Here is a 22,400-nt window from a genome sequence, read left to right as displayed (position 1 = left end):
TTCTCAGGTGATGAGCTCATGTCAAGGATCCGCCGCGCCGTTCCGCTGTCGCCGGCGGTACGATGCAGCCTGCCGCGTTAATGGAACCTGACCGCGGACCCGTAATTCACCGGCCAGGCGCGAATTTCTGACCGATGGTTACCTTCTAGCCGCGCAGCCGGTCGGCGAAGTAGCCGATCGTCTTCCGGTAGATCGTGGCCCGGTTCCACTCGCGCATCGCCTCGAAATTCGGCGTGCCCTCGCCGTAGGGCTGGCCGCCCTTGAAGCCGGCGGTCTTCAGCAGATTGGCGGTCGAGGCCAGCACGTCGGGCACCGAGTGGCGCAGGTCGACATGGCCGTTGCCGTCGAAATCGACGCCGTATTTGATGTAGGACGACGGCAAAAATTGCGTCTGGCCGAGCTCGCCTGCGAAGGCGCCGACCAGGTCCGACTTCGGCAGATCGCCGCGCTGCAGGATTTTCAGCGCCGCGAGCAGCTCGCCCTGGAACAGTTCGGTGCGGCGGCAATCATGCGCCATGGTGGCAAGCGTGCGGATCACCGGCATCTTGCCGATGTCGCCGCGGCCGAAATCCGACTCCAGCCCCCAGATCGCCACCACGATCTCCGGCGGCACGCCGAACCGCGCCTCGATCCGCGACAGCAAGGAGGCGTGCTTCAGCAGCATCTGCTTGCCGATCGAGATGCGGCCGGCGCCGACGCGGGTCGAGACATATTGCTCGAAGGTCTTGTTGAAGGTGCCGCGCTGGCGGCGATCGAACGACAACACCGCGGGGTCCTGCGTGACGCCGGCGAAGGCGCTCTGGATCACTGCCTGCGAGATGCCGGCGGCGGCTGCCTCCTGCTGCATCGAGGCGACGAAGGCGTTGAAATCGCCGCCGCAGCGCGCGGCCGAGGCGGGGGCTGCGAGCACGAACGGCGCCAGCAACAAGGCGCCTGCAGCGATCACCCAACGACGTCCCGACATTTGAAATTCCTTATGATTGAGCAGTCATCCTGCCATGCAGGGAGGTGCGACGTCAAAACGGCAACGGCAAGGCGGCGCGGCTTCCTTGAAAGCGGCTGGCCGCCGACGCGGGTTCGCGATCCCGCGACGCGCAGCGCGCCCGGGGGGTGGATCATTCCCCGCCCTCCCTTTCGAGAGAGCGTGCGGAACGCCGGGTGCCCGATGCACCCGTGGCTCCAGGCGCCGATGCCGTATTCGGCAAGGCAATGCGCCCGGTCGTCTCGGATTCACCGGGGCATCACCCGGCGTTCCGCACGCAGTGGGCTTCCGGCTTGCTTCGCGAGACCCCCGGTGAACGAGCCTTGTTGTTCGACCACCGCTGCAGGGGACTTAACGCGCTTTGGCCACCCTCGTTGAGAGGAGACAGCCGCAGGCGCCGCCCCATGGCGCAAGGCGATGCGCCGGGAAAACGCGACTTGGGCCGGCCGCGCGCAGCCTCGTCGTCCTCTCCGGCGGTGATCTCGGGGGCCACCGGCCCCCCTTTCAGTTGTCCGCCGGACGACACCACGCGCGTCCACCGCATCCCGCCCCGCAGACCGTGACGATCGCGAGCCGCCTCTCTCAGTGAGACGGGATGAGGAGGATTATAGTCGACTTAGGAAAATTGTCAAGGGCATCCAAATTGTTGTGACGTTGCTTCACCATGCCTGGGGCAGCGTCAAGGTGCGGATCAACGATCGGGGCCCGTTCATCGCTGGAAGCTGCATTGACCTGTCGCGCGCTGCGGCGAACGCGATCGGTATGGGTGGAACCGCGCGGGTGTCGGTCGATCGCCATTAGCCGAATGTCGTTAGCGCAAAGTCGCGATCCGGGCCGACAGTATCGACAATGAATGCTCCAAAGCCCCGATCATAAAGGCCACGCCATCGCAAAGCACCGGTGCAAAGCTATTTGTGTTTCAGGCGTCGCGCGCGCTGGGGGTTGATAATCGTCCAGGATAAGCTGCGCCTTGCAGTGGCGATCGGCCTCAGTTCTTGTTCCGACAGGGTCGTAGGTTCCTACCCGGTCGGATGCGGCCGTTGGCCCAGCGCGACAACCTGGAGGGGGCGCGCCGGGCCGGGCCAAAGCAGGTGGGGTCGACCCACAAGGCCGATCGAATAGAGCATCCGCGAATTGCCCTCGCGGTCAACCTCTAGACGAGAAATTCTTCTAGCCAATGTCAGTCAAGCGCATGTGACAGTTACATGATCCTGCCTGTGGCAGTTCATCGCACTTGAGAAGATGCGTCAGTACGATGCATCGACATGGTGTGTCATGCGTAACGCCTTCTCCCGCTCTTTGCGTTCTTCCTTCCGAAACTCGGCTTCCCGTCGTTCGAACTCTGACATCTGCTCCTGGGCTAGCTGCATGAATCGCCCTCGAGGCGTCATCATGAGTTTTGTTCGATCTGACATAGCCAACTCCCACTGCCTGTCGCTGAGTATACAGTACAAGGTATTCGGATGGGTGCACTGCGGCTGATCAAAAAAGATCATTATTCGGTTCCGAGCAGGCAAAGCCCGCACGAGCGTCGCGGGATGCGGGGTAGTGCGGGCGCAGGCGGTCCCGCATGTCGCTTCGCTCATGCGGGCTACCGGGTTGCTATCGGCGGCGGCGCGCGCGGCACCCCCCTCCCCGGCCCTCCCCGCAAGGGGGGAGGGAGCATGACCGCCGGTGCAGGGTTCCCGCACGGTGCCTGACATTGCGTGGCGAGCGTAGGGCGCAATAGCGCAGCGTATTGCGCCGTCAGCCGGTCCGGCGCTGTCGATGGGCAGCGGATAACGCCTTTTCCACAGCTGCAATCTGCGGCGATAACTGATCCGCCCTACGCGCCTATCCGGCCAGACTGACGGCCAGCATCAGCCACACGATCGCGATCATCAGCGGGTAGAGGCCGAACAGTTTCAAACGCAGCGGGATCGGCGTATTCCTGTTGTCGTTATCGTAGTTGAAAGGCAGTTCGGAGAATTCGATCCCGAAGCGGCGCGGGTTTTCGCGCGACAGATAGGCCAGCGCGTCATTGGCGAGGAAATAGAACTCGGCCAGGATGATTGCCCCGAACAGATACAGCGCATCGTTCGCAGCGAATTTCTGCGGCACGGCGGCAAGGCCGATACCCAGCAGGCCGCAGGTCAGCGCGAGCAACGTCGCCGTAGCCGCCGCCGCGCCGCCCAACAGCACTCCGAACTTGACGAACTTCCTCATGCCGGCATCCTTCCATAGTGCCGAGACGGGTCGCACGCATAGGGCGCAATAGCGCAGCGTATTGCGCCGCCTCTCGTCGTATCGGCGGATTACGCTTCGCTGGTCCGCCATACGAGTTAGAATCCTGAGATGCATTGAACATCTCGGGATTCCGGGCCTTCACCAGCCGGCTGCGCCGTCTGGCGCATCCCGGAATGACGGAGGGGCCGCCTTCACGGACACCCCGCCACGTCGCTCTCCGCCACCCTGCAATTTCCGCTGGCGCCGCGGCGCGGGCGGCGCTATGAGGTTCGCGCTGCGCTCCTGCGCACCGTAAGCGTCTCACGTCAGGCAACGCATTCAACCCGGTCGGATCGAGCCGGAGAATGCTGCTGCGGACCTGATCGATCGACCGACCTATCCACGAGTGACCTGATGAACATGCTTCGCAAGCTGCAATCGCGCGGCAAACTGCCGGCGCGCTACGCATCCGTCGTGATGCCGCTGGTGTTGTCGCTGCTGATGACCTTCGTGGTCTCGGCGATTTCGACCCTGAAGAGCCTGGGGCCGACACAAGCCTTCCTCACCACCTGGCCGGTGGCCTGGGGTCTGTCGTGGCTGGTGTCGTTTCCCACCCTGCTCGCGCTGCTGCCCATGGTCCGGCGCCTCGTCGCGCTCGTCGTGGCGCCGCCACGGCCTGAGGGCTGACCGGCACCGCCAGACGAAGGGCGGCAGAGCTGCCGCCCTTCGTGGATCAGCAAGCGTAGGGCGCAATAGCGCAGTGTTTTGCGCCGCCCATCGTCATGCGCCATCGACGGGAGGCGGATTACGCCTTCACCGAAGCTCTGCGAGCTACGGCGAACGCTAATCCGTCCTACGCGCTGGCCGCCTTAAGCGGCGCGCACGGAGTCGAGGAACTTGCCGACTTCCTGCTTGAGGCGGTCGCTGTCGCGCGACAGCAACTGCGCCGCCGACAGGATCTGCGAGGACGCCGTCCCGGTCTCGCTGGCGCCGCGCTGCACCTCGACGATGTTGGAACTGACATGCCGGGTGCCCTCGGCCGCGCGTTCGACGTTGCGGGAAATTTCCTGCGTGGCCGCGCCCTGCTGTTCGACCGCGGCGGCAATCGTCGAGGAGATGTCGGACAATTTCTCGATGGTCCCGCTGATTTCCAGGATCGCATCGACCGATTCCTGCGTCGCCGCCTGGATGCCGGCGATCTGCTGCCCGATCTCGCCGGTGGCCTTGGCCGTCTGCTCGGCCAGCGCTTTCACTTCGCTCGCCACCACCGCGAAGCCGCGGCCAGCGTCGCCGGCACGCGCCGCCTCGATGGTGGCATTGAGCGCCAGCAGATTGGTCTGGCCGGCGATGGTGTTGATCAGTTCGACGACATCGCCGATGCGGGCGGCGGCCTTCGACAGCGCACCGACCCGGTCGTTGGTCTTGCGCGCCTGCGCCACCGCGTCGGCGGATATGCGCGCCGAATCCTGCACCTGTCGGCTGATCTCGTTGACCGAAGACGCCATCTCGCCGGTCGCCGACGCCACCGACCGCACATTGCTGGATGCCGCGTCCGAGGCCTCGGCCACCGTTGCCGCGATTTTCTGGGCCTTGTCGGCGGTCTTGTTCAGCGTGCCGGCCGACTGAGCCAGCCCGCCGGACGCCGTGGTGACGGTCTCGATGATTTCGCCGACCGCGCCTTCGAAGCCATCGGCGAGCTTGATCATGTCGGCGCGGCGCTTTGCGGCGCCGCGCTGTTCGGTTTGCAACTGGTCGGCCTTCAAGCGCTCGACCTCGATGGCGCTGCTCTTGAACACCCCCACGGCGCGGATGATTTCGCTGACCTCGTCATCGGCGGTCGCCTGCGGAATTTCCACGGTCAGATCGCCGGCAGCCAGGCTGCGCATCTTGGTGGTCAGGCTGCGCAGCGGCCGCACCGAGCTGATGCTCCACCAAGCGAAACCGCAGCCGACGATCAGCGCCAGTCCGCACAGCACTTCCATCTGCGTCTCGAAGCTCTGGGTGACCTCGCTGACGCTGGCAGCGACCTCCTTGTTCTTGCGTTCCTGAAGATCGATGAACTTGTTGATGACGGCGAGCCACGTCACGAAGGCCGGCCGTGCCTCGTTCATCAGCGTCAGACGCGCCGTCTTGGCGTCGCCCTTCTTCTGCTGCTCGACCACCAGCTTCAGCGCGGCGTTGGCACGGCTCCGGGCGGCCTTGATCTCGGCGTTGATGCTGCGCTCATCGGCGGTCATGTCCGGCCGGGTCGCGAACATCTTTTCCATCGCGGCCTCGGAGTCGGCGTAGAACGCCTCCAGCCGGCTGATGTCATTGAGCACGTTGGCCTGCTCGCCCGGCTCGACGAGGGTCATGTCGCGCACCAGGATCGCACGATCGTGCACGCTGCCGCGGAAATTGATCGCATAGCGCTGCTTGACGCTGTTGAAGTCGTTGATCAAGGAGAGATTGGTGCTGACGCTGTTGACCCGGTAGATGCTGATCACCGTGAGCGACACCATGAGCAGAAGGACGGTGGCAAAGCCGGTGGCAACCCGCGTGGAAATTCTGGTATTGCTAACAAAGCTCATGCGGTTCCATCCTGCTCCGGCCATTCGCCAGGGATTCCGACCGTCATCGGTGGAATCATGACGTGATGCGCCACCATGCGGACGCCCGCCTAAGCAACTCTTAATCATGCGGAGATTCACAAATTGAAGCGGGACTGAGCGCGGTGTCGTACAGAGGCGACCGAGTTCCACCGAGTTTAGTCAGGGCTTCGGCGCGATGTAACGCTCAAGCAGATGGCGGACCTTGCGGCGCGCGGTTCCTCGTCTGCTAGCGCCGGAGCAGTTGCGCCGCGCTGCGCCGATGCTTGCCGTTCTTGAGTTCCCCGGTGATCTTTTGCGAGAACGCATCTCGGCGACGTTGAGCAACAGATAGCCAAGCATCCGGGCCAGCGGCAAACTCCCTTGCGGATAAAGTCGATACTCTGACATTGGTGGAACTACACTGCGGGCGGCGGCAGGCGATGTTCCATTTGCCATCGGCGGCGGAACCCTTGGCACCCCTCCCCGGCCCACCCCGCAAGGGGGGAGCGAGCATGGACAGTGGCGCAGGGTGCAAGATGCCGCGCTTGCAGGGCGCATCGGGCCGGCTACGATGGGGCACGCTCACGGCGCGGACGGCAACATGCGACGGCTGCTGAAATTCCTGCACACCATCGGCGCGATCGGGATGATGGGCGCGATGACCTGCCTGCTGGTGCTGCTTGCGCTGGCGCCTGCGCCGTCGCAGGCCGCCGAATATTCCGCGCTGTACGGCGCGATGGGCAGGATCGCGGGCTGGGTGCTGTTTCCGTCGCTGGGGCTGACGCTGGTGTCGGGCCTCTTGGCGATGGCCGCCAACCGCGCCTACCAGAACGCCGGCTGGGCGCTGGTCAAGCTCGCCACCGGCGTGCTGGTGTTCGAGGCCGGCTTTGCCGGCGTGGTCGGCCCCTTGCAGGACGAGGCCGAGCGCAGCGCGCAGGCGCTGGCGAGTGGTGCGGCGCTGGTGGAGACCTCGGGCGCCATCACCGGCACGATCTGGGTGCTGATCGCGCTCTCCGTGCTCAATGTCGCGTTCGGCGTGTGGCGGCCGAGGCTGAGACGGCGGGTGAAAGCGTAGGGTGGGCAAAGCCGCGACGCGCTGTTCTTACCCTCCCCCTTGCGGGGAGGGTGGCCGCGCGCAGCGCGGTCGGGTGGGGGTGCCACAGGCGACAGCGTCTGCGGCACCCCCACCCGTCACGTTTGTTCGCTGCGCTCTCAAACGCGCCACCCTCCCCGCAAGGGGGAGGGGAAGAACGTCGGCGCTGTTGGTAACAAAGCACGTTAGCCGCAAACGATGCGTTTGATAGTTTGTAAAGAAGACGCGCCGCAGCGAGGCTGCGACGCGTTGATACTTACTCCGAGTACGCTCCTTACGCGGCAGCGCGCTGGTGCTTGCTGGACTTGATCTCGGCGATGATCTGCTTGGAGAACGCTTCGAGATCGCCGGGATTCCGTGAGGTGATGATGCCGCCATCGCTTACGACGGCCTTGTCTTCCCACTTGCCGCCGGCATTGATGACGTCGGTCTTGATCGAGTGATACGACGTCATCTTCAAATTCTTGACGATGCCGGCCTCGATCAGCAGCCACGGCGCGTGGCACACTGCGGCTATCGGCTTGCCGCCGGCATAGAACGCCTTGATCAGCGCCAGCGCATCCTCGTTGACGCGCAAGAGGTCGGGGTTGATCTGGCCGCCCGGCAGCACCAGCGCGTCGTAGTCGTCGGCCTTCGCAGTGGCCAGCGTGGCGTCGACCTTGACCGACTGGCCCCAGTCGTCGCCGTCCCAGCCGCGGATCACGCCGACTTCCGGCGAGACGACATGGACTTCGGCGCCGGCCTCGGTGAGGCGATCGCGCGGAACTTCGAGTTCCGACTGTTCGAAGCCGTTGGTGGCGAGAATGAGGACGCGCTTGCCGGTCAGTTGAGCGGACATGATGTTCTCCATCGTTGAATTGATGTGAGGACAATGGCTGGCGCCAATGATCGTTCCGTGTGCTGCGCGCCGCTGCGATCACGTTGAATTGGCTGGCGGGGTGGCAAAACAAAGAAATGCCCGGCGCGAGCCGGGCATTTCAACGGATGGCGGATTAGCGTAGCGTAATCCGCCATCCGTTCGGCGGCGGGTTACGCCTTCGGCTAACCCGCCCTACTTTTAGTTATCCAGGAACGACCTGAGCTTGCGGCTCCTTGACGGGTGCTTCAGCTTGCGCAGCGCCTTGGCTTCGATCTGGCGGATGCGCTCGCGGGTCACCGAGAACTGCTGGCCGACTTCTTCCAGCGTGTGGTCGGTGTTCATGCCGATGCCGAAGCGCATGCGCAGCACGCGCTCTTCGCGCGGGGTGAGCGAGGCCAGCACGCGGGTCGTGGTCTCGCGCAAATTGGACTGGATCGCGGCGTCGATCGGCAGGATCGCGTTCTTGTCCTCGATGAAGTCGCCGAGATGCGAATCTTCCTCGTCGCCCACCGGCGTCTCAAGCGACAGCGGCTCCTTGGCGATCTTCAGGACCTTGCGCACCTTCTCCAGAGGCATGCCCAGCTTCTCAGCCAGTTCCTCGGGAGTGGGCTCGCGGCCGATCTCGTTGAGCATCTGGCGCGACGTGCGCACGATCTTGTTGATGGTCTCGATCATGTGCACGGGAATGCGGATGGTGCGGGCCTGGTCGGCGATCGAGCGCGTGATCGCCTGTCGGATCCACCAGGTCGCATAGGTCGAGAACTTGTAGCCGCGGCGGTATTCGAATTTATCCACCGCCTTCATCAGGCCGATGTTGCCTTCCTGGATCAGATCGAGGAACTGCAGGCCGCGGTTGGTGTATTTCTTGGCGATCGAGATCACGAGACGGAGGTTGGCTTCCACCATCTCCTTCTTGGCCTGACGGGCTTCGCGCTCGCCCTTCTGCACGCCGTGCACGATCTTGCGGAATTCGCCGATCTCGAGCCCGGTGAGGCCGGCGAGCTGCTGGATCTCGCTGCGCAACTCCTTGATGCGGTCCTTCTCGACCGCGACGAAGTTCTTCCAGCCTTTTGCGGAGAGCTTCGAGACGCGATTCAGCCACTTCGGATCGAGCTCCGATCCGACGTAGTTGCGCAGGAAGTCTTCGCGGGCGACGCCGTGGCTGTCGCCGAGCCGCAGCAGGCGGCCTTCGAAGGAGACGAGGCGCTTGTTGATGTCGTAGAGCTGCTCGACCAGCGAATCGATACGCGCCTGGTTGAGGCGGAGCGACTTCACCTCGACGATGATGTCGTCCTTGAGCTTCTTGTACTTGCGCTCCTGGGCCGGCGACAGCGTCTCGCTCTGCAACTGGTTGGCGATGTCCTGCTCCTGCAGGCGGCGCAGCTTCTTGTAGTTGTCGGCGATCTTGTCGAAGGTCTCGACGACCTTCGGCTTCAGCTCGGCCTCGATGGCGGCGAGCGACATCTGGTTTTCGAATTCGTCGTCGTCGCCGTCGTCACCTTCGGCAGCGGCCGGCTCCGGTGCCGGAGCGGAGCGCGGCGGCGCGGCGCGGAACGGGGTCGGCGCCGGCGGCGCAGCCGGCGGGGCTGTGACCGCATCGGCGTCGCCATCGGCGGCGACCGGCGGCGCAATCAGCGCCGGGTTCATGTTGTTCTTGGAATCCGGGCCGGCATAGGTGGCCTCGAGATCGATGATGTCGCGAAGGAAGATCTTGCCTTCGTTCAATTCGTCGCGCCAGATGATGATGGCCTGGAACGTCAACGGACTTTCACACAGACCTGCGATCATCGCCTCGCGGCCGGCCTCGATGCGCTTGGCGATGGCGATTTCGCCCTCGCGCGACAGCAGCTCGACCGTGCCCATCTCGCGCAGATACATGCGGACGGGATCGTCGGTGCGCTCGCCGGGCTCGGATTTCTTGGTCTCGGTAACGGCCTTCTGGGTGACCTCGACGAGTTCGTTGTCGGTCTCTTCCTCGGCCTCTTCCTTGGTCTCTTCCTCGTCCGAGTCAGCGTCGTCGGATTCCGACACGTTGATGCCCATATCGGAGAGCATCGACATGATGTCTTCGATCTGTTCGGGAGAGGTGGTGTCCGAAGGCAGGACGTCGTTGAGCTGATCGAAGGTCACGAAGCCGCGCTTCTTGGCCTGCTTGATCATCTTCTTGACGGCGGCATCCGAAAGGTCGAGCAACGGCGACGGCGCATCGGGAGCATCCTTCTCCGGCGCGTCGGCCTTGTCGTCTTTTTCCTTGTCTTTCGCCTGCAGCGTCTTTGCCTTGGTGGCCATTCAATGCTCCTGAAACGCGATCACGCGGGCGGCGTTGCCGCCGCTTTCAATCATTCATCCGCTGGACGCGGAAAGGGTGGCGCTCGACTTCGCCACCCTTGAACTGGTCTTTACGGTTGCCGCACTTAAGCCAAAGAGCGTTAAGCTCCGATTAACCGTGTTTTTGCAGCCAAACCACGGGTTTGGCGAGTCTTTTCGCGATTTCGCCGTAGGCTGTCCGCAGCAAATTTGCATCAAGAACTGCGCTGAAACCGGCCAGACGACTCACCGAACCCCTCGATCAGAGCCTCGATCCCGTCCACCTCGGCCAGCCGCGCCTTGACGTCGCGCAACCAGCCATAATTCGTCTCGCTGGCCTCTTCGCCAAGCGCCAGCTCGGCATCTTTCAGTTCTCTAAGTAAGGAGTGCCACTGGCGATGCAAGGCAACCAGTTGAATCCATGTCGAAAGAACGTCCTCGCGCGCCGCGCCGGGCTGCGCCGCCCACACGTCCTTGGTGGTAATGGCTCGCTCAACATGTTGCAATTGTTCGCTAAATCCAGCCTTAACGAGGTCTGAACGCATTTGCTCGCTTTGTTGGGCTTCGTCGCCATGGTGATGGTCATGGGCAAAGCAGGCAATGATCCCGGCGCGCAGCCGGTGCATCTCGGGATGCGCCAGTTCCAAAGCGGCGACCTCCTCGAGCTTGTCGTGCAGCAGCCAGGGGTGGTTGATCAGGGATTGCACGATCAGTGCCTCGCGGCGCGAAATCGCGCTGCGCTGGCCGCGCATGATCGAGGAATTGGCGAGCTGCGGGCTTACCACCTGGTAGGGCGAGCGGTTGATGGTCTGGCTGCCGGCCGAGGCCGAGGACCTGCCGCGCGGCTCGATCCGGCCGGCCGCGCCCGGCGTGAAAGTGCGCGCCGCCCCCGGACGGCCGTAGCCGCCGCCGGCCTTGTTGCCGAAACCGCCGAAGCCACCGCCACCCGCCCCGGCCCCGCGGAACCCGCCGCCGGCGCCAAAACCGCGGCCGGCATTGGGGTTGAAGGTCGCGCGCAGCCGCTCGGCGAGGTCCTGGCGGTAGTATTTCTTCACGACGTCGTCGCGGATGCCGTTGGCGAGTTCGTTGATGCGGGCCTCGAGGGCTGCGCGGCGTTCCGGCGTGGCGAAGTCGCCGCCCAAAGTCGCCTGCGCCCAGATCAGGTCGGACAGCGATTTGGCAGCCGCAATGACCTCCTCGACCGCGATCCGGCCGCCGGAGCGGGCGAGATCGTCGGGGTCCTGGCCCTCCGGCAACAGGGCAAATCGGAGACTCTTGCCGGGCTTGAGGTGCGGCAGCGCCAGCTCGGCGGCGCGCCACGCCGCTTTCTGGCCGGCCTTGTCGCCGTCGAAGCACAGGATCGGCTCGTCGGCCATCTTCCAGATCAGCTGCAGCTGGTTCTCGGTCAGCGCCGTGCCGAGCGGCGCCACGGTGGCGTGGAAACCGACGCCGACCATCGCGATGACGTCGACATAGCCCTCGACCACCACCAGGGCCGCGCCATTATGCGCGGCGGTGCGGGCCATCGGAAAATTGTACAGATTGTCGCCCTTGTGGAAGAGCGGCGTCTCCGGCGAATTCAGGTACTTGGCCGGGACGTCCTTTTCCAGTGCGCGGCCGCCGAAGGCGATCACCCGGCCGCGCAAATCGGTGATCGGGAACATGACGCGGTCGCGGAACCGGTCATAGGGCACCGGAATGTCCTCGCCGCCGATCAGCAGGCCGGATTCGACCATGTCGGGGACGGGAATGCCGGCGGCGCCGAGATATTCCTTCAGCGCGTAACGCTCGGCCGGGGCATAGCCCATCTTGAACTGCAGCTGCACGGTCGGCGAGATCTGGCGGTCGGCGAGATAGCCGCGCGCCTTGGCACCCACCCGCGAGGTCAGTTGCTCGGCGAAGAACTTCGCGGCGAGGTCCATGACGTCGTACAGCGTCTTGCGGCGCTCGGCGTGGCGGGCGGCGTCCGGCGTCGCCGCCGGCAGCGCCACGCCGGCCATCTGCGCCAGGCGCTCGACGGCCTCCGGGAAGCTGCAGCCGTCGGTCTCCATCAGGAAGGAGATGATGTCGCCGTGCTTGCCGGAGGAGAAGTCGTGGTAAAAGCCCTTCTCGTCATTGACGAAGAAGGACGGCGACTTCTCCTGCTGGAACGGCGACAGCCCCTTCCATTCCCTTCCCGCCTTCTTCAACTTGACGCGCTTGCTCACGACCTCCGAGACGGGAAGCCGGGCGCGCAAATCGTCGAGGAACTGGGGCGTGAAGCGCATGGGTGCTTATGCGGTGAGTCGGGGCTGCGAGTCTTGGTGAACGGGATGTGACCAGCCGACCATCGATATAGGGTTTGCGGCGGGAAAAACGAGAGACACAAGGTTGCGCCCGCTATTCACAGGGGGCGTGATCGCGCTGATGGCCGTCGCGCTGCCGCGACGGCTGCCGGAGCACAGCCTGACTTATGGCCGGCTGCTGGGCTCGCTGTGGCAATTGATGCGCGACACCCGCGTGCTGCAGCGCCGCTCGGCCTATCAGTGCCTGTTGTACGGCGCCTTCAGCCTGTTCTGGACGGCGATGCCGATCGTGCTGGAAGCGCCGCCCTTTGCCTTTGGCCACGTCGCACTGTCGGCGTTCCTGTTGTCCGGCGCAGGCGGCGCGCTGCTGGCGCCGCTGGCCGGGCGGATGGCCGATCGCGGCGGCGGCGGCACCGTCACGCTGGTGGCGATGCTCGCGGTGCTGGTGAGTTTCGTGCTGATCCGCACCGAGGGCAACGGCCCTGCCAGCATCGCGCTGTTCGTGATCGCCGGCATCCTGATCGACGCAGGCACCCAGGGCAATGTGGTGGCCGGCCAGCGCGCGATCGATGCCCTGCCGGCCGACATCCGCAGCCGTCTCAACGCGCTGTATCTCGGCTCGGCGTTCTTCGGCGGCGCGCTGGGTTCGGCGATCTCGGGCTTTGCTGCGTCGCATGGCGGCACCACGTCGATCAGCAATATCGGAATCGGGTTCGCGCTGCTGGCGCCGGGGATCTTTGCGACGGAGTTTGTGGGGAAGAAGGCGTAGGGCTTTCTTGCTTCCCTCTCCCCCGCGCGAAGCTTCGCTTCGCTAGGTGGGAGAGGGTGGATCGCACCGCGAAGCGGTTCGAGACGGGTGAGGGGGCGCCACAGACTCCAAGCCTAGTGCCCCCTCATCCGTCACGGCCTCCGGCCGTGCCACCTTCTGCCACAAGGGGAGAAGGAAGAAGCGTCCGACTACTTCTCCAAAAATTTTCCCGACACGATCCGCTTCGCTTCGTCCACCGGGCGGTTGTAGATATAGGTCCAGGCCTGTTGCACGCGGCCGTCCGCGAGCGTCACCGGAACCACCTCGCGCAGATACAGCGTCGGCGGCTCAAAGCCCGGACCGATGCTTTCATAGTCGTCGAGTGCGGCCATCAATTCCGCGACGTTGCGCAGCCGATACAGTTCGCCATGCACCACGTCAGCCGCATCATCGGAATGCAGCAGCCCCGGATAATGCGCGACCCTATACAGCCGGCCCCGGCACGAAGCCGGCCCGACAAGATCTGCACCCGCCGCAAGCCGCCTCGACATCGGATGGTCGAAGCCGCTCATCAGCGTGCCGTAGACGAAGACGCAATCGAGTTCGCTCATCCCACCCCTACGCCGGCTGGTGCTTGATCTCGTCGGAGATGACGAAGAACTTGACGAGGTCCATGCGGCCGAAGCTGGTGGTCAGCGCCACGTCGGCGGCGTCGCGGCCCGTGCCCATCAGGATGCGGCCGATCCGCGGCTTGTTGTGGCGGGCGTCGCAGGTGTACCAGCGGCCCGAGAGATAAACTTCGAACCAGCCGGAGAAATCCATCACCGAGCCGTCATAGGGAATCCCGATGTCGCCCATGTAGCCGGTGCAGTAGCGCGCCGGGATGCCCATGCAGCGGCAGAAGGTCAGCGCCAGATGCGCGTAGTCGCGGCACACGCCGTTGCCCTGCTCGTAGACGTCATGCGCCGACTTCATGTGATGCGCGTGCTCGTAGCCGAACTTCACATGATTATGTACGAACGCGATGATGGTCTGCACGCGCGCCCAGCCGGGCTCGGTGTTGCCGAACAATGACCACGCCACGTCGGTCAGCTTATCGGTCTCGCAATAGCGGCTCGCCATCAGATACAGCAGGCATTCGTCGGGCAGCTGGTCGATCGGCAATTGCTGCGCCGAGGGCACGACCTGATCGGGCTTGCCGGAATCGCGCACCAGCGTGTTGCCGTGAAAGGTGATGCCGCCGGCCGGCGCGACCAGGCGACCGCAGACATTGCCGAAACTGTCGCGATAATAGGTGATCGGCACGTCCGGCGTGGTGGTGATGCTCTCGGTGCCATCGATGTCGCCATAGCGCGACGGGTGGATGCTGAGCATCGTCACCATCGGCGTCGGGTTGATCGCAAAATAGGTGATCTCGAAGCCGACCCTGATTTCCATAATATCCTATACCTTTGCATCTTCGCCGGCGGAGACGACATTGATACTGACATCCATGCCGAGGAAGGCATCAGCCGAACCGAGATAGGTGCCGTGCAGCGAAATGGCCTGGCGCGGATCGCGCGCCACCGCGACGCGAATGAGATCGCGGCTGCCGACGATGCCGTTGGTCGGATCGAATTCGATCCAGCCCGCGGCGGGAAGATAGACCTGCACCCAGGCATGCGTGGAGCCGCCGCCGACATAGCCGTGCTGGCGATCGCCATGGATGAACAGATAGCCCGAGACGAAGCGCGCGGCGATGCCGAGCCTTCGGCACGCCTCGATCATGAATAGCGCGAAATCGCGGCAGGTGCCGGACTTCGTCTGCAGCGTATCGAGCGGGTGCTGGGTGCCGTGTTCGTAGCGCTTGCGGTATTTGAACTGCGCGCGGATGCCGTGGGTCATGCCGCTGAGGATGTGGAAGGTCGGCGTCGGGCCCTGGGGATCGAGGAACTCGCGCGCCCAGTAGGACAGCTCGCCATCGGGATCGCCATATTGCGGGCGGATGAATTCCTGCAAATCGGGCAATTCGTCGGAATTGTATTTGAAGGGATAGAAGTACGCCTCGTCATCGGACGTCAGCGCGAATTCGTCGGCCGGCATGTGCTCAATGGTCGCCGTCGAGGTGAAGGTCAGTTTTCGGGCCCGCTCGTCAAAGGTAGCGATGGCGACGGAATTGCCGAACACGTCATGGATGTAGCGCAGCGTCATCGGCTCCGGCGTGATCTCGAGCTTGCCGGTCAACATGCGCAGATCGTGGCCGTCGCGCGGGCGCAGCATGATGCGATGCTCGCCGAACGCCACCGGATGTGAATAGCGGTATTCGGTCTTGTGGTGGATGGTCAGCAGCGGCATCGTTGAATCATTCATGTCGTGACTTTGTACAGGCAAATCTATACCGGTCGCTGCTGATTGACAGGCCAGATTGCTGCCTCAATAGGCAATGATGAGGGAAAACCGCTTTGAACCGCGCAAGCGACACATCACTACGTTTCGGAACCCATGATGTTCCACCGGTTTGGGAACAAAACGCCGCGGGACGATCGCCCTTCCTGCTGACCTGCGATCACTATGGCCGGCTGATCCCGCAGATGCTCGGCGACCTCGGCCTCTCCGATGCCGAGCGCCAGCGCCACATCGGCTGGGATATCGGCATCGCCGGCGTCGCGGAGCGGATGTCGTCTGCGCTGGACGCCCATCTGGTGGCGCAGCGCTATTCGCGGCTGGTGATCGACTGCAACCGGCCGCCAGAGGCGGCATCGTCGATCCCGCTGATTTCCGAAGCCACGACGGTGCCCGGCAATGAGGGTCTCGACGCGGCCGCCGCGCAGAGTCGGCGCCGGCTGATCTTCGATCCTTACCATCAGCGCATCGACGCGGTGATCGACGCGCGGCTGCAGGCGGGCCAGCCGACGGTGCTGGTGTCGCTGCACAGCTTCACGCCTTCCTATGCCGGGATCGCCCGGCCATGGCACATCGGCACGCTGTATCAACACGACCGGGTGCTGCCGCCGCTGGTGCTGCAGGGCTTACGCGCCGAGCCGGGGCTGGTGGTCGGCGACAACCAGCCCTATGCCGTGAGCGACGACACCGACTATACGATCCCGGTGCACGGCGAACGGCGCGGGCTGCTGAACACCGGCATCGAAATCCGGCAGGATCTGATCTCCGATGCCGCCGGCGAGACGCAATGGGCGGAGCGACTGGCGCGGGTGTTCTCCGAGATCGAGGTGACGCTGAAGCAACGCGGGCTGATCTAGCAGAGCTGCTCTTTCTTTCCGCTCTCCCGCCAACGCCGCTGCGCGGCGCCGGGGGAAAGGGGAAGTAACGATCTAGCCCGGCGCCGGCCATCGCAAGGTCGGCAGCGGCGCCGCATCCTCGCCGGGCCCGAGCGGCACGACGATGCGTCGGAACAGATGCCAGGTGGCATGGCCGAGCACCGGCAGGGTCACCAGTAGCCCTAGAAAATACGGCAGAGACGACACCGCCAGCAGCACCACGATGACGGCCGCCCAGCCGATCATCGGCAGCGGGCTCATCACCACCGCCCGCACGCTGGTGATCATCGCGGTCACCGCGTCGACGTCGCGGTCCAGCAGCAGCGGGAACGACACCACCGTCAGCGAGAACAGAACCAGCGACAAGGCTGCACCGATCAAATTGCCGAGCGCGAGAAATACCAGGCCTTCATTGGTGGTCAGCACCACCGTGATGAATTCGGGCAGGCTGGAGAACGAGGCATGCAGACCGAGCAGCACCGCGATCAGCAGGCGGACTTGATACATCCACACCAGAAAGACGAACAGCGTGACGAAGGCCATCCAGCCGATTTCCCGGCGGGCCCGGATGGTAGCCCAGATGCCGCGCATCGACGGCGCCTCTCCGGCCTCGCGCTGCCGGCTCACTTCGTACAGGCCGACCGCGACGAACGGCCCGAGCAGCGCGAAGCCCGCCGCCAGCGGATAGGCCAGGTACACCATGCCGAACGCGGTCAGGCTGAGCAGGATCAGGATGCCGCCGGCGACGTAAAGCCCGGCGAAGGCCAGACCGAACAACGGCGCGGCCTGGAAATCGCGCAGCCCCTGGCCGAGCGACTCCGCAATATCGGCGACGCTGACGCGCCGCACCACAGGATCGATTTTTCCCGAGATGGATGTCATGGTCCGTCCTCCCGCGTTGTTCGCAGTTCACGCCAGACGTCGCCACCGCGTCATGATCTAAATCAAATCAGCCGAGCGCCCGCAGCTCGCGGCGCAGCACTTTGCCGGTCGCGGTCATCGGCAGGCTGTCGGCGAACTGAACGTGGCGCGGATATTCGTGGGCGGCGAGCTGCACTTTCACGAAATCCTGGATCTGGCGCGCCAGCTCGTCGCCGGCCGCAAAGCCGGGGCGCAGCACGATCCAGGCCTTGATGGCCTCGGTGCGGATCGGATCGGGCACGCCGACCACCGCGGCATTGGCGACCGCGGGATGCTTCAGCAGCGTGTGCTCGATCTCGGAAGGACCGATGCGATAGCCGGCCGAGGTAATGACATCGTCCTCGCGGCTGACGTACCAGAAGTAACCGTCGTCATCCTGCACGCCGAGATCGCCGGTCAGCAGGAATTCGCCGGCAAATTTCTTCGCGGTGCCCTCCTCGTTCTGCCAGTAGCCGAGCATGGTGCAGGGATTGGGCTGGCGCACGCCGATGATGCCGCGGTTGCCGCGCGGCAGCTCTTCGCCGGTTTCGCTGACGATGCGCACGTCGAAGCCCGGCGTCGCCTTGCCCATCGATCCCGGGCGGATCGGAAACAGCTTTGCATTGTTGCCGACCACCAGATTGCATTCGGTCTGGCCGTAGATCTCGTGGGCATCGATGCCGAAGGTGGCGCGCACCCAGCCGAGCAATTCGGCACCGAGCGACTCGCCGCCGGTCAGCATGCTGCGCAACCGCACGCCCGGATGCTTGACGTCGGCCTGCCGCATCAGCTTCAGCGCGGTCGGCGGCAGGAACACGTTGCGCACGCCGTGGTCCGCCATCAACTGCATCGCGGCCTGCGGCTCGAACTTCTTCGCGCGGTGCCCGACAACCGGCACGCCGTGGTACCAGGCCGGAAACAGCGCATCGAACAGCCCGCCGATCCACGCCCAGTCCGCCGGCGTCCAGTAGACGTCGCCGGGTTTCGGGAAGAAGCCGTGCACCATCTCGACATTGGGCAAATGGCCGAGCAGTACGCGGTGCGCATGCAGCGCGCCCTTCGGATTGCCTGTCGTGCCGGAGGTGTAGATGATGATGGCGGGATCGTCGCAGGACGTGTCGATGGTGGCGAAATCCTCCGACGCCACATCGATCGACGCCCAGAACGATTTTGTGCCGGCCGGCGCGTCGCCGATCACATAGACCTGTTCGAGCAGCCGCAGCCGATCACGTATCTTCGCCAGTTTCTCCCAGCCCGCGGCATCGGTGACCACCGCGCGGGCGCCGGAATTGGCGAGCCGGAATTCGAGCGCGTCCTCGCCGAACAATGTGAACAGCGGCACCGACACCAGGCCGGAGCGGAACGCAGCGAGATGCACGATCGGCAGTTCCACCGACTGCGACAGGAACACCGCAACGCGGTCGCCGCGGGTGAGACCGTCCGCCTTCAGCACGTTGGCGAAGCGGCGCGAGAAGGATTGCATCTGGTCGAAGGAGTAACGCGACGGAGTGCCGTGCTCATCGACAAAGATCAGCGCGAGGCGGCTCGAGCCGTCGGCATGGCGGTCGCAGGCGGCACTGGCGATGTTGAAGCGCTCCGGCACGGCCCATCGGAAATCGCGGCACAGCGCGGCGTAGTCGGCGGTTTCCACCAGCATGGACACTCCCTGCGGCGCTCCTCGTCTCGGTTACGTTCGGAGAGGTGACAGGCCGCCTGTGGTGTTTAGCCGATCGCGGCGGCGCGCCAAAGTCCCTTGAATTTCATGGCCCGTCATGGTCTCAAGCGGGCTGATGCCGCCCGCCCCGGGCGCCCCTTTTCGGCAGAGTTCGCGATGGCCCGCAGGTTTTCCGCCGCCTACCAGTCGGAACCGGTGTCCGCCCTAGCGGCATGGGCGCGGCGGCTGGCGGTTTTTTCCGCGGTTGCCGCTTTGTGCTCGATCCTCATCGTGCGGTTCGGCTTCCTCGACGTGAAGCCGGCGCTGGCGACGTTTCTGGGCTCATTGGGCTTTGCCGCGCTGTCGATCCTGGTGGCGCTGGCCGGCTTCGTCGCGATCTGGATCAACGGCTCGCGCGGCATGAGCCGGATCCTGTTCGCGCTGGCGCTCGACGTGGTGATCCTCGCCTACCCCGCCTATCTCGGCTGGCAATACCGCAAGCTGCCGGCGATCCACGACATCACCACCGATCCGATCGATCCGCCGCGCTTCGAGGCGCTGGCGCGGCTGCGCACCGGCGACGGCGCCAATACCGCGGTCTATGCCGGGCTGTATTCCGCCGAATTGCAGCGCGCCACCTGGCCCGGGATCGAGCCGGTCGATCTCGATATCAACGTGCAGCGCGCCTATGACGTCACCCATGCGCTCGTCACCAAGCGCAAATGGCTGATCATCGACGAGCGCCCGCCGCAGCCGCCGCGCCGCATCGGCCGCATCGAGGCGGTGGCACGCACGCCGATCATGGGCTTTCGCGAGGACGTCACGATCCGCGTCACGCCCGACGGCGAAGGCTCGCGCGTCGATATCCGCTCCTCGTCGCGCTATTTCGAAGGCGACCTCGGCAGCAACGCCTCGCGGGTAGCCAAGCTGATCGAGGACATCAACACCGCGGCGGAAAACACGCCGGCGCCGAAGAAGGCCGCGGCACCCGCGAAGGCGGCACCGAAGGGCGCGGTGAAGAAGTAGCGCCTCCACACACTGTCATTCCGGGATCCGTCAGACGGCGAAGCCGGCTGACGGAGACCCGGAACCTCGGAATGTTTTGCGCTGAACATGTCGGGATTCCGGGCTCGCTCGCGCTGGTGCGCTCGCGCCCCGGAATGACAGTTTCAGGTCGCCATCCGGTAGCTGCCTGATATCACCGCGTCGCCATCGGTCGCCACGATGCCGCGTGCGACCAAATCTTCCAGATGCGCCAGCACGGAATAGCCCGCCGCCCCCGTCAGCCGCGGGTCGATGCCGATGTAGATCGCGCGGACCAAAGTGGGGATGTCGGCCTCGCCTTTCGCCAGGCGATGCAGGATCGAGGCTTCGCGGGCGCGGCGATGGCGGATCAGGAAGCGGACGAAGCGGGGCGCGTCGGGAATTTCTGGGCCGTGGCCGGAGAAGTACAGCTGTTCCGGGCGCGCCGCGAGCCGGTCGAGCGAGGCCATGTAATCGACCATCGAGCCGTCCGGCGGCGCCACGATCGAGGTCGACCAGCCCATCACGTGATCGGCGACGAACAGGTAGCCGCGCTCGCGCCAGGAAAAGGCCATGTGATTGGCGGTGTGGCCCGGCGTCGCCACCGCCTCGAGCGCCCAGCCATCGCCCTCGACGACGTCGCCGTCCGACAATTGCACGTCGGGCATGAAGTCGCGGTCGGCGCCGGATTCCGGCGAATGCTGCTCGCTCTCGTGGCGCGGCCGTGACGCGCGGTGTGGGCCTTCGGCATAGACCGTGGCCCCGGTCGCGGCCTTGAGGGCCGCGGTGTTCGGCGAATGGTCATTGTGGGTGTGGGTGACGAAGATGTGGGTGACGGTCTCGCCGCGCACCGCATCGAGCAACGCCTGCAGATGCGCCTCGTTGCGCGGGCCGGGATCGATGATCGCGACGTTGCCTTCGCCCACGATGTAGCTGTTGGTGCCGGAGAAGGTGAATGGCGACGGATTGTTGCACAGGATGCGACGCACGCCGGGGCGGACATGATCGACGACGCCGGGGACCAGCGGATAATCGCGGTTAAACGGGACGTCGTCGTTGTCGCTCATGTTGTTTGCGCCGTAGGTGAGGCTCCCCTCCCCCTTGCGGGGAGGGTCGGCCGATAGGCCGGGGTGGGGGTGCCCCACGCGCTGTCGGAGTGTGGGGCACCCCCCACCCGGCTCTTCGTTCGCTTCGCTCACGATGAGCCACCCTCCCCGCCTAGCGAAGCTTCGCTTCGCACGGCGGGAGGGTTAGCAAGAGCGCTAGCCGAACGCCTGGATGCCGGTGATGGCGCGGCCGAGGATCAGCGCGTGGACGTCATGCGTGCCCTCGTAAGTGTTCACCGTCTCGAGGTTCTGGGCGTGGCGCATGACATGGTATTCGACCTGGATGCCGTTGCCGCCGTGCATGTCGCGGGCCATCCGCGCGATGTCCAGCGACTTGCCGCAGTTGTTGCGCTTCACCACCGAGATCATGTCGGGGTGGAAGTTGCCCTCGTCCATCAGCCGGCCGACGCGTAACGAACCCTGCAGGCCGAGCGAGATTTCGGTCAGCATGTCGGCGAGCTTCTTCTGCACCAATTGCGTGGCAGCGAGCGGGCGATTGAACTGCTTGCGGTCCAGCGTGTACTGGCGGGCACGCGCCATGCAGTCCTCGGCGGCGCCGAGCACGCCCCAGGAGATGCCGTAGCGGGCACGGTTGAGGCAGCCGAACGGGCCCTTCAGGCCGGAGACGTTGGGCAGCAGCGCTTCCTCGCCGACCACCACGCCGTCCATCACGATCTCGCCGGTGATCGAGGCGCGCAAGGAGAGCTTGCCGCCGATCTTCGGCGCGGTGAGGCCCTTCATGCCCTTCTCGAGGATGAAGCCGCGGATCTGGTTGTTGTGTTCGGCCGACTTCGCCCACACCACGAACACGTCGGCGATCGGCGCGTTCGAGATCCACATCTTGGAGCCGGTGATGCGGTAGCCATCTGCGCACTTCTCGGCGCGGGTCTTCATGCCGCCGGGATCCGAGCCGGCATCGGGCTCGGTCAGGCCGAAGCAGCCGACCCACTCGCCGGAGGCGAGCTTGGGCAGGTACTTCTTGCGCTGGGCTTCGTCGCCATAGGCGTAGATCGGGTACATCACCAGCGACGACTGCACCGAGTTCATCGAGCGGTAGCCGGAATCGACGCGCTCGATCTCGCGGGCGACGAGGCCGTAGGCGACGTAAGAGGCATTGGCGCAGCCATAATCTTCCGGCAACGTGATGCCGATCAGGCCGAGTTCGCCCATCTCGTTGAAGATCTCGCGGTCGGTGTGCTCATTCAAATAGGCGTCCGAGACGCGCGGCAGCAGCTTGTCCTGGGCGTAAGCGCGCGCGGTGTCGCGGATCATGCGCTCGTCTTCGGTGAGCTGGTCGTCGAGCAGGAACGCGTCGTCCCACTGGAAATGCGTCGGGGCCGGTCTGTCCTTGGTCTGGGGGCGCACGCTCATCGAAATCCCTTTCAGATCGTTATTTTCTGGCTATTGAAGT

Annotated in this window: 18 protein-coding genes and 1 pseudogene; 6 read left to right on the top strand and 13 right to left on the bottom strand. The window is 64.8% G+C overall.

Annotated features, from left to right (window positions below; all coding sequences use genetic code 11):
* Positions 1 to 145: 145 nt before the first annotated feature.
* On the bottom strand, positions 146 to 964 hold the full coding sequence (locus tag FIU28_RS05600; RefSeq protein ID WP_143572029.1) for a lytic murein transglycosylase: 819 nt from the start codon (positions 962 to 964) through the stop codon (positions 146 to 148).
* Between the two features lie 693 nt (positions 965 to 1,657).
* On the opposite strand from FIU28_RS05600, the pseudogene FIU28_RS27435 reads away from it, so the two are divergent.
* Positions 1,658 to 1,783, top strand: a pseudogene (locus FIU28_RS27435) (RlpA-like double-psi beta-barrel domain-containing protein); the annotation flags it as partial.
* Positions 1,784 to 2,815: 1,032 nt separating this feature from the next.
* Here FIU28_RS27435 and FIU28_RS05590 read toward each other — a convergent pair.
* The gene (locus FIU28_RS05590) at positions 2,816 to 3,187 is read right to left on the bottom strand and encodes a hypothetical protein (RefSeq protein WP_143572027.1); all 372 of its coding nucleotides are present in this window, start codon (positions 3,185 to 3,187) and stop codon (positions 2,816 to 2,818) included.
* 414 nt (positions 3,188 to 3,601) lie between these two features.
* On the opposite strand from FIU28_RS05590, the gene FIU28_RS05585 reads away from it, so the two are divergent.
* Entirely contained in the window at positions 3,602 to 3,874 is a 273-nt protein-coding gene (locus tag FIU28_RS05585; protein ID WP_143572026.1) for a DUF2798 domain-containing protein, read from the top strand.
* 182 nt (positions 3,875 to 4,056) lie between these two features.
* On the opposite strand, the gene FIU28_RS05580 is transcribed toward FIU28_RS05585, so the two are convergent.
* Entirely contained in the window at positions 4,057 to 5,757 is a 1,701-nt protein-coding gene (locus FIU28_RS05580) for a methyl-accepting chemotaxis protein (protein ID WP_143572025.1), read from the bottom strand.
* 601 nt (positions 5,758 to 6,358) lie between these two features.
* Between FIU28_RS05580 and FIU28_RS05575 the strand changes: the two genes are divergently transcribed.
* The gene (locus FIU28_RS05575) at positions 6,359 to 6,832 is read left to right on the top strand and encodes a hypothetical protein (RefSeq protein ID WP_143572024.1); all 474 of its coding nucleotides are present in this window, start codon (positions 6,359 to 6,361) and stop codon (positions 6,830 to 6,832) included.
* 292 nt (positions 6,833 to 7,124) lie between these two features.
* Here the strand turns inward: FIU28_RS05575 and FIU28_RS05570 are convergent, their stop codons facing one another.
* From FIU28_RS05570 to dnaG, 3 genes are all read right to left on the bottom strand, one after another.
* The gene (locus FIU28_RS05570; RefSeq protein ID WP_143572023.1) at positions 7,125 to 7,688 is read right to left on the bottom strand and encodes a type 1 glutamine amidotransferase domain-containing protein; all 564 of its coding nucleotides are present in this window, start codon (positions 7,686 to 7,688) and stop codon (positions 7,125 to 7,127) included.
* A gap of 219 nt (positions 7,689 to 7,907) precedes the next feature.
* Positions 7,908 to 9,998: an RNA polymerase sigma factor RpoD gene (rpoD, locus tag FIU28_RS05565; RefSeq protein ID WP_143572022.1), complete on the bottom strand. Its 2,091-nt coding sequence runs from the start codon at positions 9,996 to 9,998 to the stop codon at positions 7,908 to 7,910.
* Positions 9,999 to 10,231: 233 nt separating this feature from the next.
* Entirely contained in the window at positions 10,232 to 12,283 is a 2,052-nt protein-coding gene (gene dnaG / locus FIU28_RS05560; RefSeq protein WP_143572021.1) for a DNA primase, read from the bottom strand.
* Positions 12,284 to 12,386: 103 nt separating this feature from the next.
* Here dnaG and FIU28_RS05555 point away from each other — a divergent pair, with 103 nt between their 5' ends.
* Entirely contained in the window at positions 12,387 to 13,070 is a 684-nt protein-coding gene (locus tag FIU28_RS05555; protein ID WP_143572020.1) for an MFS transporter, read from the top strand.
* Positions 13,071 to 13,258: 188 nt separating this feature from the next.
* On the opposite strand, the gene FIU28_RS05550 is transcribed toward FIU28_RS05555, so the two are convergent.
* From FIU28_RS05550 to FIU28_RS05540, 3 genes are read right to left on the bottom strand one after another with little or no spacing between them, the layout of a single operon-like run.
* Positions 13,259 to 13,660 carry a gamma-glutamylcyclotransferase family protein gene (locus tag FIU28_RS05550; protein WP_143572019.1) on the bottom strand — a complete coding sequence of 134 codons (402 nt, stop codon included), beginning with the start codon at positions 13,658 to 13,660 and terminating at the stop codon, positions 13,259 to 13,261.
* Positions 13,661 to 13,667: 7 nt separating this feature from the next.
* Positions 13,668 to 14,486 (bottom strand): transglutaminase-like domain-containing protein, encoded by an 819-nt coding sequence (locus FIU28_RS05545; RefSeq protein WP_143572018.1) that lies wholly within the window; start codon positions 14,484 to 14,486, stop codon positions 13,668 to 13,670.
* A 6-nt stretch (positions 14,487 to 14,492) separates the two neighbouring features.
* Complete coding sequence (locus FIU28_RS05540; RefSeq protein WP_143576054.1) at positions 14,493 to 15,383, bottom strand: transglutaminase family protein; 891 nt, start codon at positions 15,381 to 15,383, stop codon at positions 14,493 to 14,495.
* Positions 15,384 to 15,490: 107 nt separating this feature from the next.
* On the opposite strand from FIU28_RS05540, the gene FIU28_RS05535 reads away from it, so the two are divergent.
* On the top strand, positions 15,491 to 16,288 hold the full coding sequence (locus FIU28_RS05535; RefSeq protein ID WP_143572017.1) for an N-formylglutamate amidohydrolase: 798 nt from the start codon (positions 15,491 to 15,493) through the stop codon (positions 16,286 to 16,288).
* Positions 16,289 to 16,360: 72 nt separating this feature from the next.
* On the opposite strand, the gene FIU28_RS05530 is transcribed toward FIU28_RS05535, so the two are convergent.
* A complete protein-coding gene (locus FIU28_RS05530; protein WP_143572016.1) occupies positions 16,361 to 17,188 on the bottom strand; it encodes a DUF2189 domain-containing protein in 828 nt (275 codons plus the stop codon).
* Between the two features lie 67 nt (positions 17,189 to 17,255).
* On the bottom strand, positions 17,256 to 18,863 hold the full coding sequence (locus FIU28_RS05525; RefSeq protein ID WP_143572015.1) for an acyl-CoA synthetase: 1,608 nt from the start codon (positions 18,861 to 18,863) through the stop codon (positions 17,256 to 17,258).
* 174 nt (positions 18,864 to 19,037) lie between these two features.
* Here FIU28_RS05525 and FIU28_RS05520 point away from each other — a divergent pair, with 174 nt between their 5' ends.
* Positions 19,038 to 19,886 carry a DUF1499 domain-containing protein gene (locus tag FIU28_RS05520; RefSeq protein WP_143572014.1) on the top strand — a complete coding sequence of 283 codons (849 nt, stop codon included), beginning with the start codon at positions 19,038 to 19,040 and terminating at the stop codon, positions 19,884 to 19,886.
* Positions 19,887 to 20,029: 143 nt separating this feature from the next.
* Here the strand turns inward: FIU28_RS05520 and FIU28_RS05515 are convergent, their stop codons facing one another.
* Both FIU28_RS05515 and FIU28_RS05510 read right to left on the bottom strand, forming a co-directional pair.
* On the bottom strand, positions 20,030 to 20,950 hold the full coding sequence (locus FIU28_RS05515; protein WP_143572013.1) for an MBL fold metallo-hydrolase: 921 nt from the start codon (positions 20,948 to 20,950) through the stop codon (positions 20,030 to 20,032).
* A gap of 195 nt (positions 20,951 to 21,145) precedes the next feature.
* Positions 21,146 to 22,360, bottom strand: a complete 1,215-nt coding sequence (locus FIU28_RS05510; RefSeq protein ID WP_143572012.1) for an acyl-CoA dehydrogenase — start codon at positions 22,358 to 22,360, stop codon at positions 21,146 to 21,148.
* Positions 22,361 to 22,400: the final 40 nt, after the last annotated feature.

It is taken from the genome of Tardiphaga sp. vice154, assembly GCF_007018645.1.
Lineage (GTDB): Bacteria > Pseudomonadota > Alphaproteobacteria > Rhizobiales > Xanthobacteraceae > Tardiphaga.
The sequence above is the reverse complement of the archived record's forward strand: the minus strand, read 5'-3'. Positions and strand labels throughout refer to the sequence as shown.